The 11,900-nt window shown below is 29.8% G+C and carries 11 protein-coding genes and 2 rRNA genes; all 13 read left to right on the forward strand.

Annotation, left to right across the window (positions count from 1 at the left end; translation table 11 throughout):
- Positions 1–104 (forward strand): 23S ribosomal RNA (locus CLOTH_RS10815); the annotation flags it as partial.
- Between the two features lie 190 nt (positions 105–294).
- A 5S ribosomal RNA gene (gene rrf, locus CLOTH_RS08410) occupies positions 295–411 on the forward strand.
- 292 nt (positions 412–703) lie between these two features.
- Positions 704–1,813 (forward strand): ABC transporter ATP-binding protein, encoded by a 1,110-nt coding sequence (locus CLOTH_RS08415; protein WP_079413062.1) that lies wholly within the window; start codon positions 704–706, stop codon positions 1,811–1,813.
- 63 nt (positions 1,814–1,876) lie between these two features.
- Positions 1,877–2,647 (forward strand): PucR family transcriptional regulator, encoded by a 771-nt coding sequence (locus tag CLOTH_RS08420; RefSeq protein WP_079413064.1) that lies wholly within the window; start codon positions 1,877–1,879, stop codon positions 2,645–2,647.
- Between the two features lie 58 nt (positions 2,648–2,705).
- Positions 2,706–3,734, forward strand: a complete 1,029-nt coding sequence (locus CLOTH_RS08425) for a LacI family DNA-binding transcriptional regulator (protein WP_143715452.1) — start codon at positions 2,706–2,708, stop codon at positions 3,732–3,734.
- Positions 3,735–3,796: 62 nt separating this feature from the next.
- Positions 3,797–5,056, forward strand: a complete 1,260-nt coding sequence (locus CLOTH_RS08430; RefSeq protein ID WP_079413068.1) for a sugar ABC transporter substrate-binding protein — start codon at positions 3,797–3,799, stop codon at positions 5,054–5,056.
- 49 nt (positions 5,057–5,105) lie between these two features.
- Positions 5,106–6,314 (forward strand): carbohydrate ABC transporter permease, encoded by a 1,209-nt coding sequence (locus CLOTH_RS08435; RefSeq protein ID WP_079413070.1) that lies wholly within the window; start codon positions 5,106–5,108, stop codon positions 6,312–6,314.
- Positions 6,315–6,325: 11 nt separating this feature from the next.
- A complete protein-coding gene (locus CLOTH_RS08440; RefSeq protein WP_079413072.1) occupies positions 6,326–7,162 on the forward strand; it encodes a sugar ABC transporter permease in 837 nt (278 codons plus the stop codon).
- A 76-nt stretch (positions 7,163–7,238) separates the two neighbouring features.
- Positions 7,239–9,188, forward strand: coding sequence for an amylo-alpha-1,6-glucosidase (locus CLOTH_RS08445; protein WP_079413074.1), 1,950 nt, complete (start codon positions 7,239–7,241; stop codon positions 9,186–9,188).
- A 156-nt stretch (positions 9,189–9,344) separates the two neighbouring features.
- On the forward strand, positions 9,345–9,548 hold the full coding sequence (locus CLOTH_RS08450) for a DUF378 domain-containing protein (RefSeq protein ID WP_079413076.1): 204 nt from the start codon (positions 9,345–9,347) through the stop codon (positions 9,546–9,548).
- Positions 9,549–9,580: 32 nt separating this feature from the next.
- Positions 9,581–9,820 carry a sigma factor G inhibitor Gin gene (locus CLOTH_RS08455; RefSeq protein WP_079413078.1) on the forward strand — a complete coding sequence of 80 codons (240 nt, stop codon included), beginning with the start codon at positions 9,581–9,583 and terminating at the stop codon, positions 9,818–9,820.
- Positions 9,821–9,877: 57 nt separating this feature from the next.
- Positions 9,878–11,266: an aminotransferase class I/II-fold pyridoxal phosphate-dependent enzyme gene (locus CLOTH_RS08460; protein ID WP_143715453.1), complete on the forward strand. Its 1,389-nt coding sequence runs from the start codon at positions 9,878–9,880 to the stop codon at positions 11,264–11,266.
- Between the two features lie 10 nt (positions 11,267–11,276).
- Positions 11,277–11,900: a dTMP kinase gene (tmk, locus tag CLOTH_RS08465; RefSeq protein ID WP_079413082.1), complete on the forward strand. Its 624-nt coding sequence runs from the start codon at positions 11,277–11,279 to the stop codon at positions 11,898–11,900.

Below are 11,900 nucleotides of genomic sequence, written 5' to 3' on the forward strand. Positions count from 1 at the left end.
TTTTAAGGTAAGACCCCAAGAAGACTACTTGGTTGATAGGCTCAAGGTGTAAGCGCAGTAATGTGTTCAGCTTATGAGTACTAATAGGTCGAGGACTTGACCAAATATGCTATGCAGTTTTGAAAGTGTTATTGATTTGATTCACATTCCGAGTTTCCTCAAGCAAGCTTGAAAGTCAACTCTAGAATGTAAATTCAAATCAAGTACATTAAAATAACTTAGGCTTGAAAGTCGATTCTTAAGTTTATACTAAGTATGTAAAGCAAACAAGGGTATATTACACAATTAAGATTATGTGGTTACTATAGCAAAGAGGATACACCTGTTCCCATTCCGAACACAGAAGTTAAGCTCTTTTGCGCCGATGGTACTTGGAGGGAAGCCTCCTGGGAGAGTAGGACGTAGCCACATAATCTTTTTTATAATTTCCGTTATAAATTTCAAAAAAGCTTACCTTTAAAATCTTTCAAAGAAAGACTTTTTTATAATGAATAGGAAATTATAAACTTTTTGAATTGTGGATAATTTATAATTTCCGTTATGAATTTCAAAAAAGTCTACCTTTAAAATTTTTCAAAGAAAGACTTTTTTATTGCCAAAAATAATTAAACCTAACTAATTATATTTGTGCAATTTAACCATACCAAAAACTTCTAAATTGTCTTAATATTAATTACAAGATAATTTATAAGGGGTGGTATATATGGCAGGATTAGTACTTAAAGATATATGCAAAGAGTATGACAATGGGTATAAAGCTGTTAAAAATGTGAATATAGAGATAAAAGATAAGGAGTTTATAGTTCTTGTTGGTCCATCAGGTTGTGGAAAATCTACTACTCTTAGAATGATTGCAGGACTTGAAGATATAACTTCTGGAGAGATGTACATAGGAGATAGACTTGTAAATGATGTATCGCCTAAGGATAGAGATATAGCTATGGTATTCCAAAACTATGCACTTTATCCACATATGAATGTATACGATAATATGGCATTTGGATTAAAATTAAGAAAAGTACCTAAAGATGAAATAGATAAGAAAGTAAAAGAAGCTGCAAAAATACTAGACCTAGCTCATTTGTTAGATAGAAAGCCAAAGGCACTATCAGGAGGACAAAGACAAAGGGTAGCATTAGGTCGTGCTATAGTAAGGCAGCCTCAGGTGTTTTTGATGGATGAGCCACTATCGAATCTAGATGCTAAGCTTAGAGGACAAATGAGAACAGAAATAAGTAGGCTTCATAAGGAATTAGAAGCAACATTTATATATGTTACTCATGATCAAGTTGAGGCTATGACTATGGGAGATAGAATAGTAGTAATGAAAGATGGAGTAGTTCAACAAATAGATACACCTCAAAAGATATATGAAAAACCAGACAATATGTTTGTTGCAGGATTTATAGGAAGTCCACAGATGAACTTTATAGAAGTTGAATTAAAAGAGGAAAATAAAGATATAATTGCTAGCTTTGAAAATATATCTATAAAGTTACCTGGAGGAAAAGGAAAAGTACTTAAAGATAAAGAATATATCAATAAAAAGGTTATTATGGGAATAAGACCTGAAGATATACATGATGAAGAGGTATTTTTAAGTGCATCTCCTGATACAATATTTGAAGCTATTGTAGATATAAGAGAAATTATGGGTGCAGAAATATATGCTTACCTAAAAGTTGGAAGCACACCAATTACAGCAAGATTTGATGGAAGAGTGAAGATAAATCCTAAAGATAAATTAAAACTAGCATTTGATGGAAATAAAATACATATATTTGACAAAGAAACAGAACTTAGAATAATATAGTCTAAAAGAGATAGTTTACTTTAGTAGACTATCTTTTTTAAATTACAGAGAAAAGGAGTAGGTATGAAAAATCTTATTAATTTTTTAGAAGAGAAGCTAGATAAGAAAATAGAAATATATGAATATGATGAAAATTTAAAAGACAAATACGAGGAAGTTGAGTTCAGAGGAAAAAAATATCTAATAGAAATAAAAGAAAAAGAATATATCAAAATAAATGGACATACATATATACTAAGATGTAAGGACAATCAAAATGAAGCATTAGAGGTTTTGAAGAATTTATTTTGCGATGAGAAAGTATATATTAAAGAAGATTATGTTATTATACAGCTACATAATAATATAGGATTTGAAGAAAGCATAATAGATATACTAGCTAGTGAAATTTATTCTAGTGTCAAAATTGTTTACTTAGGGTACATCAAAGATAATGAAGAATTTAATTTTAGATTTAATATAGGAAAGAATATACTCAAATACACAGAGCAAATAAATGAAAGAAAAAACATATTCAAACTAAGGGATATAGTGAAATATGACTTACTAAATCTAATAGACAAAAACAAAATTAAGGAATATAAAGAATATATATTGAATGGAAAAGATATAAATATACTAGATAAAGATATTATAAATACATCATTAGAATTTATAAACTCTGATCTTAACATAGCCCAAACAGCTAAAAAACTATATATACATAGAAATACATTAATATATAGATTAGACAAGATAAAAGAAATTTTCGATCTTGATTTGAGAAAATTCGAAGATGCATTTTATTTTTATATTTCTATATTATTTTTTCAAAAAAATAAAAAAATAGATTGATTTATTACAAAAATTTTAGTAATATATATACAACGGATTATGCAAACGATTGCATGAATTGGAGGGGATTACAATAAAAAAGAGTGTAAATATAAAGGATGTAGCACAGTATGCTGGAGTTTCTCCTTCAACAGTATCAAGAGTTATATCTAATGATGAAAGAATAACTGATGCAACCAAGAAAAAAGTTTTAGAAGCTATGGATATATTAGGGTATTATCCTAATGTAATAGCTAGAAGCCTTGCAAATAGAAAAAGTAATGCAATAGGTCTTATTATGCCAGCATTTTCAGATATACTTTTTATAAATCCATTTTTTCCTGAAGCCCTAAGGGGTATAAGCATGGTAGCATCGAATAACTCTTATGACATTCTAATGTCTACTAATTCAAAGCACTCTGAAGAACTAGAAGTTATAAAAAACTTTATAAGAGGGAAAAGAGTTGATGGAATAATACTTATGAGTTCTAGAGTAAATGATGAATCTATAAAATTTTTGAGAGAAAGTAAATTTCCATTCGTAGTTGTTGGATCATCTTTAGAGTATGACGATATAAACTGTGTTGATAATGATAATGAAAAAGCAGCATACGATATGACTAAACATTTGATAGAAGTAGGATGCAAAGATATAGCACTAGTGGCTGGTAACTTAGATTTAGTAGTTACAATCAATAGACTTTCAGGTTACAAAAAAGCACTTTTAGAAAACAATATAAATTTAAACAATGATTATATAATAGCTGGAGAATTTTTAGAAGAAAGTGGATACATAGCAGGAAAAAAACTTTTAAGCTTAGATAAAATACCTGATGGGATAATTGTAACAGATGATTTGATGGCACTAGGAGTTATAAAAGCAATAAAGGAAAGAAACCTTAGGATTCCAAAAGATATACGCGTTGGAAGTTTTAATAATAGTATATTAGCTAAGTTTGCAGTTCCAACTATTACATCTATAGATGTTAATGCAGTAAAACTTGGGAAAAGTGCAGTAGATATACTCATAAATGCTATAGACAAAGGTGAAGGATTTGACAGTTTAATAGTTGATCACAATCTTGTTGTAAGAGATTCTACAACGTAATTTTTTTAAGGCTTTATGCAAGCGATTGCATAACATATATAATTAAAAGGGAGGTTTTAAAAATGAAAAAGCTTAAGAAATTAAGCATCTTATTGTCTATGCTTCTTGTATTTGTAGGAGTACTAAGTGGATGCTCTAAAAATGAAGAAGTGAATTTAGAGGAGTTAGAAAAGGAAACATCAAATGAAATCAAGGGGGAAATAGTATTCTGGCATGGATGGTCAGGAGCAGAAGAAGAAACATTAAAAGAAGCAATAGCAAAGTTTGAAGATAAGTATCCAGAAGCAAAGGTTACAGCAGTACCAGTTGTATTTGAACAATTACAAGACAAATTGAAAGCTTCTATGCAAGCCGGAGAATCACCAGATTTATTCCTTGGACCAAATGACTGGGTTGGAGTATTTGCAACACTAAATCAAATAGAGCCTTTAGATACATATTTAGCTGATGTAAAGAATGACTATATACCATCTGGTCTTGAAGCAGGAACATTTAATGGAAGATTATATGCACTTCCTGAGTCTATAGAATCTCCAGTTCTTATATACAATGCTGACTTAATAAAAGAAGCTCCAAAGACTACTGAAGAATTAATAAAGTTAGCAGTAGAGAACACTAATGAAGCTGAAGGAAAATATGGATTTGTAATGGATATAAGCAATTTCTACTTTAACAAAGGGTTCCTTGCAGGATATGGAGCAACCATATTTGCAGATGAAAACGCAAGCATAGGATTTGAAAATGAAGCAACAGTTAACTTCCTAAACTTCTTAAATACATTAAGAAATGAAAAGAAAGTTATGCCAAAAGAAGTAGATTACAATGTTATGATGACTTTATTTACAGAAGGAAAGGCAGCTATGATAATAAATGGGCCTTGGTCTTTTGGAGATATAGATAAGTCAGGTATAAATTGGAGAGCTGCTAATTACCCAGTAATTTCAGAAACTAATAAAGAAGCACAACCTTTCATGGGTGGAAAGATGCTATTCTTACCAAAGGGAGCTAAAAATAAAGAAGGATCAGTTGAATTTATGAAGTTTATAACATCTCCAGAAATATCTAAGTTATTTGCAGATAAGGCAGGACACGTTCCAGCAAATAAAAATGTTGACTTAGGAGATAACTGGAAGATAAAAGCAATACAAGAACAAGTTAAATTTGCAACACCAATACCGAGCATACCTGAAATGGCACAAGTATGGGATCCAGCGAAAGTAATGGTTGATGAAGTATTAAGTGGAAAATCAAAACCAGAAGCTGCAGTAGAAAATGCAAGAAATACTATGATAGATAAGATAAAGGAAATGAGAGGTAAATAAAATAGGGCCTTTTAAAAAGGCCCTTTTATTTTAAGAAAGGGAGATTAAGATGGTTAAAAAAGATAATAAACTAGCATACCTGTACTTAATACCAGCTTTTTTAATAGTCATGATAATATCTTTTGGACCAATACTTTACGGTATAGGGCTATCCTTTTTAAATGTTAATTTATACACTATGGGGGAAGATAATAGAATAAAGGAAATACAGGGTAACATTGAAAATACAGTTAATATTATAAATGCTGCAAAGAAACAAGATAGATTGGATTTAGTAAGCAAGTATGAAGAAAAACTTAAAATATATGAAGAGCAAAGAGACAATCTTACAAAATCTAAAATACAAACAGTAAAAAGTAGTATAGCATCACTAGAAAATGAAATAAAAAATTTAGAGCCTAACAAAGAAGACCCTAAAGTTAATGCAAGGATAATAGAAAGACAGATACAAATAGAAGGATACAAAAATGAGCTTGAATACTTAAACGAAAGACTTGAAAATAAGGAATTTTATAAGCCTATAAAATTCGTAGGACTTAGAAATTACAAAAGATCTCTTCAATCGCTAAATTCAGAGTTTGTAAAAGTTTTATATAGAACTGTAATTTGGACAATAATCAATGTATTTTTTCATGTTACCATAGGTATATTCTTAGCATTACTATTAAATAGAGAAGACTTAAAGCTAAAAGGTCTTTACAGAACAATACTAATACTTCCTTGGGCAGTACCTCAGTTTATAACAGCTCTTATATGGAAGATACTATATCACTCTCAATTCGGGTTTATAAATAAGTTATTAAATGTTGTAGGAATACCAAGCATTCCTTGGCTTGTAAATGAAAGATGGGCATTTGTAGCTGTTATAATAACTAATATTTGGCTAGGATTCCCATTTATGATACTAGTTGCAACTGGTGCACTTCAAAGTATATCAAAGAGCTTATATGAAGCAGCTGACATAGATGGAGCAACAACATTACAAAAACTAAGATTAATAACATTACCATTAATAAAGCCAACAATGATTCCTGCTACAATACTTGGAACTATCTGGACATTTACAAACTTTAACGTCGTATATCTTATAACGGGTGGAGGACCAAACAAATCAACAGAACTTATAGCAACGTATCAATATAATGCATTAGTTGGAGGTAACTATTCATTAGCAGCAACATACTCAGTTATAACATTTATAATACTTGCAATATTTACAACAATAAATACAAAAGTATCGAAGGCCTTTGATGAGTAAGGAGGACTATTATGAAGAAAAAAATTAATTTAGGCCTTATATTGAGCCATATAACACTGATTATAGCTTGTATATTAACAGTAATACCTATTTGGTGGATACTAAATACTGCACTAAGCAGTAGAGTTTCAATAGCATCAACAAAGATTTCATTCATACCAGAGGGAATAACAATAAAGAATTTCATTGAAGTATTAACTAATGACAATTTCCTGTTGTGGCTTAGAAATTCGATAATATTCTCAGCAGGAACAACGCTTCTAACATTATTTTGTGCAACAATAGCAGCGTATGCATTCTCAAGGTTTGAATTTAAAGGAAAAAAAATAGGTTTAATGTTTTTTATAGTTCTTATGATGCTACCAATAACAGCTGCTATGGTTGGTCAATTTAGGATATTTAGAGAATTTGGACTTTTAAATAAGTATACAGGTATGATTTTACTTTATTCATCAAGTGCTATGGCGTTCTCAATTTGGAACCTTAAAGGTTACTTTGACACTATACCAAAGTCACTAGAAGAAGCAGCTGTAGTTGATGGTGCTAGTAAGGTACAGATATTCATAAATATCATACTTCCACTTTCAAAGCCAGCACTTGCAATAACAGCATTATTTATATTTATAATACCGTGGACTGATTTTGCAGCAGCATTTTTATTCATTTCAGATCCAAACAAATATACATTAGCTATGGGTCTTTATCAATGGGCATCAGATCCTAGAAACATACCATGGCCACTATTTGCAGCAGGTTCTATAGTAGTTGCAGCACCACTTGCAATATTATACTTAGTTTTCCAAAGATATATAGTATCAGGACTTACGGTTGGAGGAGTAAAAGAATAGTAAATTATTAGAAACAATATAAGAAATTTTAAAATAATAGCTCCCTTTATGGGAGCTAATTTTAAGAGGTGAGAAAATGAGATTTGGGAAAAAAGATTGGAAAAGCTATGAAAGTGGAATTCAAAAAGAATGGATATTAACAAATGGACTTGGGGGATTTGCTTCATCAACCATAATAAACTGCAATATAAGAAAATATAATGCACTCTTAAATGTTTCATTAAATCCTCCTGTAAATAGAATAGTACTTTTATCTAAGGTAGATGAAGAAATAATAGTAGATGATAGAAGTTATTACCTAGGAACTAATAAAACCTTAAATGGAGTAAAGGATAAAGGATATTTACATCTTCAACAATTCATATTTGAAGATACTCCAAAATTTATTTACTCAGTGAAAGATTTATTTATAGAGAAAGAAATAGGTCTTGTCTATAATGAGGATAAAGTTGTAATAACATACAAAATAGAAAGTAAAGATAGCAGTGCAGTGCTTAGATTATATCCTTTTACAAACTACAAAGACCACCATGAAAATTCAAAAAAATATGAATTTAAATACAATCAATCGAAAATACCAAATGGATTAAAGCTAGAGCTTGAAAATAATCCAAAAATAAATATATTTATGAAAACTAGTTGTGGAAATTATATACCGAATGAAAAATGGTTTGATGGAATGTATTATGATAATGAAGAATACAGAGGACTTGATCCAATTGATTATCACTTTATACCTGGATATTTTGAAATAGAAATAAAGCCAAATACTCAAAATGAGATATCATTTATAGCATCGACTGAACACTTTGAAGATCTAAATGGATTTGAAGTAATACAGGAAATAAAAGAAAGATACAAAACCTTAGTAAACAAAGCAAATTACAATGATAGTTTCGCAGACAAATTAGTTAGAGCCTGTGATGACTTTTTGGTTTACAGAAAATCAACAAACACTAAAACTGTAATAGCAGGATATCCTTGGTTTACTGACTGGGGAAGAGATACTATGATATCTTTGACAGGTCTTACTTTAGTTACAAAACGATTTGATGAAGCAAAAGAAATTCTAACTACATTTATAAAATATTTAGATGAAGGCCTTATACCTAATATGTTTCCTGATGAAGGATGCGATCCACTTTATAACACAGTAGATGGAACACTATGGTATTTCTATGGTGTGTATAAGTACTTAGAGTACACAAATGACTACGATTTTGTAAAAAATAACATATACGAAAAACTAAAAGAAATAATAAACTATCATATAAATGGAACAAAATATAATATAAAAATGGATAGTGACTTTTTGATTACTGCTGGAGAAAAAGGAACTCAACTGACTTGGATGGATGCAAAAGTTGATGATTGGGTTGTAACTCCAAGACATGGAAAAGCAGTTGAAATAAATGCTCTTTGGTACAATGCCTTAAAGATTATGGCAAACCTTTCTGAAAAATTTGAAGAAGATCATTCATACTATGAAGATATAGCTCAAAAAGTAAAAGAAAGTTTCAATAAATTATTTTGGAATGAAGATAAAAAATATCTATACGATGTAATAAATGAAAATAGTAAAGATGATAAAATAAGGCCGAATGCAATATTTGCTGTGAGTCTTCCATATCCTATATTACAAAAAGAAAAAAGAAAATATATAGTTGATAAAGCGTACAAAGAGCTTTATGCAACTTATGGAATGAGATCTTTAAGTGAATATGAAGATGAATACATAGGAGTATACGGAGGAAATAGATACAAAAGAGATGCTGCATATCATCAAGGAACAACTTGGGCTTGGCTTATAGGTCATTTTATAACATCGTATGTAAAAGTCTATGGAAAAAGTGAAAATCTAATAAAGAAATTCATAGATCCATTTAAGGATCACCTAAAGGATCAATGCGTTGGTCAAATAGCAGAAATATTTGATGGAAATGAACCTATAATTCCTAGAGGATGTTTTGCTCAAGCGTGGTCTGTTGCAGAAATTTTGCGAACTTATATAGAGGATATAATCTAAATTTGTCTATTTCCAGGGAAATATAAATTATTTAATAAAAAAATTGGAAAATAATCATACAAATACCTGTTAAGGATAAAAATGATAGATATGTTTTAGACTATATTTGCAATAATAATAGTAGGCAACAAACTATTCAACAAAAGGAGTGAAACTATGAATAGATTAGCGCTATTATTAGTTATAATAGGAGCTTTAAACTGGGGACTAATATCATTATTTAGATTAGACTTGGTGGCTACCCTATTTGGAGGAACATACAGTTACTTAAGTAGATTAGTATATGGTTTAGTTGGACTTGCAGGAATATACTCTATAACATTTTTATTCAGAGACAGAGAAAATAGAGAATTAAGTTAAAAATAGAAGGGAATTTTCCCTTCTATTTTTGTATGCTAAATAAAAAAGTGGAAATAATACAAAAGAGAGGAGATGAGAAAATGATAGAAAATGGTGGAAATCCTATGCAGTGTTCTATATGTAGCGAGGAACGTTTAGGTGGAATAGACGTACTTGGAAGTTACATATGTAGAAGATGTGAAGATGAAATGATTAAAGAAGACCTAAATGAGCTGAAATTAGAGTATTACAAAAATAGAATGAGAAGCCTTTGGAGAAACAAACTTTCTTAAAGCTAATCCTAATGGATTGGCTTTTTTTCTGTTATAATACTTATTGAGGAGGGAATTATGCTATACAAAGAAATAGAAAATGTAACAAAGGATTTAGTTTCATTTCATGTACCAGGACATAAAAGTGGGAAATTACTTGATAAGTATAAAAATTTTAAAGACAAAATAATAAACATAGATACTACTGAAATAGAAGGAACAGATAATTTACATGACTGTGAAGGAATAATAAAAGAAGCGTCAAATAGAGCTAGCAAAGTATTCAAAAGTGACAATACATTCTTATTAGTCAATGGATCAACATGTGGAATATATGCAATGATTATGACAATAACAAATCCAGGTGATAAGCTTATAGTAGCTAGAGATTGTCACCAATCAGTTATAAATGCATGCATATTAGGAGATGTAGAACCTATATATGTATGCCCAAAGATTGATGATTATTTAGGAATATCAAAAGGAGTAAGCTATGAAGATATAAAAAAAGCTATTAGCTTAAATCGGGATGCAAAAGGAGTTATACTAACATCTCCTAATTATTTTGGAATTACCTGTGATATACAAAAGATATCAGATTTATTAAAAGAAAGTGACAAATATTTGTTAGTTGACGAGGCTCACGGTGCACACTTAGGCTTAAGCAATTTACTTCCAAGGCCCGCACTTTCTCAAGGAGCAGATATGGTAGTCCAAAGTACACACAAGACACTTCCATCATTTACTCAATCTTCCATGCTTCACACAAGAGGAAATAAAGTGAATATAGAAAAGCTAAAGTCAATACTTAGAATGGTTCAATCGTCTAGTCCTTCGTATATACTTATGTCATCTTTGGATATGGCTACAAAGATATATGAAGAAGAAGGAAAATATTTAATGAGCAACCTTATAAATTATATATTAGATCTTAAAGATTTTGCAAAAAAGCTTGATAATATAAAAATATTTGAATCTCAAGATATAACAAAGGTATATATAATAACTAAAGATCTTAAAAGAAGTGGATATGAAATTGAACAAATGCTAAGAGATAGATATAATATACAAGTAGAACTTTCAAATTTATGCGGGGTGCTTTTAGTTTGTAGTATAGGAAATGATAAAGAAGACTTTGAAAGATTAAAAAAAGCACTATCAGAAATAGATAAATTCATTGGAAAAGAAAGTATAATAATGCCTTCATACAAAAATATAAATCCAGTTAAAGTATTAAATCCTAGGAAGGCATTTTACCTTCCTAAAACTAAAATAAAAATAAGACAGTCAATAGGAAAGATATCTGGTGAATATATAATACCGTATCCTCCTGGAATACCTGTTATATCTCCAGGTGAGAAAATAAGTGAAGATATAATAAATTATATATTAAGTACAAAAAAACTTGGCATGAAAATCACTGGAATTAAAGATAGTAATTTAGACTATATAGAAATAATTGACTAGAGGTGAGAGTTTGAAAGGATTATTTATAACAATAGAGGGGCCAGATGCCTGCGGAAAATCAACTCAAATAAATTTACTTAAAGAATATTTTCAAAATAAAGGATACGATGTAGTAATAACTAGAGAGCCAGGAGGAACAAAAATAAGCGAAAAAATAAGAAACTTAATACTAGACAAAGAAAATAAAACAATGTCTTACAAAACAGAAGCACTGCTTTATGCTGCGTCTAGATCACAACATGTAGATGAGCTTATAAGACCATCTCTTAGTAATGGTAAGATAGTAATATGTGATAGATTTGTAGATTCAAGTTTAGTTTATCAAGGTATAGCTAGAAGTCTAGGAATAGAAAATGTGTATAATCTTAACTTATTTGCAATGGAAGAAGTTATACCAGATATAACTATATTTTTTGAAATAGATGAATGTGAAGTCAAAAGAAGAAAAAACAATAGAAGAAATTTAGATAGATTAGAAAGTGAAAAAGATGAATTTCACAAAATGGTATACAATGGATACAAAACACTTAAAGGTATGTATCCAGAAAGAATAAAAACAATAGATGCTAACGGAACTATACAGCAAGTTCACCAAAGAATAATAAAATTAGTTGAAAAAGTTATGGAGAAATAA

The sequence above is a fragment of the Alkalithermobacter paradoxus genome (assembly GCA_002029295.1).
GTDB lineage: Bacteria > Bacillota > Clostridia > Peptostreptococcales > Peptostreptococcaceae > Alkalithermobacter > Alkalithermobacter paradoxus.

Bases quoted from the DNA above. Each gene is read 5' to 3' on its own strand.
- CLOTH_RS08415 (WP_079413062.1), top strand. From the start codon at position 704: ATGGCAGGATTAGTACTTAAAGATATATGCAAAGAGTATGACAATGGG.
- CLOTH_RS08420 (WP_079413064.1), top strand. From the start codon at position 1,877: ATGAAAAATCTTATTAATTTTTTAGAAGAGAAGCTAGATAAGAAAATA.
- CLOTH_RS08430 (WP_079413068.1), top strand. From the start codon at position 3,797: ATGAAAAAGCTTAAGAAATTAAGCATCTTATTGTCTATGCTTCTTGTA.
- CLOTH_RS08435 (WP_079413070.1), top strand. From the start codon at position 5,106: ATGGTTAAAAAAGATAATAAACTAGCATACCTGTACTTAATACCAGCT.
- CLOTH_RS08440 (WP_079413072.1), top strand. From the start codon at position 6,326: ATGAAGAAAAAAATTAATTTAGGCCTTATATTGAGCCATATAACACTG.
- CLOTH_RS08445 (WP_079413074.1), top strand. From the start codon at position 7,239: ATGAGATTTGGGAAAAAAGATTGGAAAAGCTATGAAAGTGGAATTCAA.
- CLOTH_RS08450 (WP_079413076.1), top strand. From the start codon at position 9,345: ATGAATAGATTAGCGCTATTATTAGTTATAATAGGAGCTTTAAACTGG.
- CLOTH_RS08455 (WP_079413078.1), top strand. From the start codon at position 9,581: ATGCTAAATAAAAAAGTGGAAATAATACAAAAGAGAGGAGATGAGAAA.
- CLOTH_RS08460 (WP_143715453.1), top strand. From the start codon at position 9,878: ATGCTATACAAAGAAATAGAAAATGTAACAAAGGATTTAGTTTCATTT.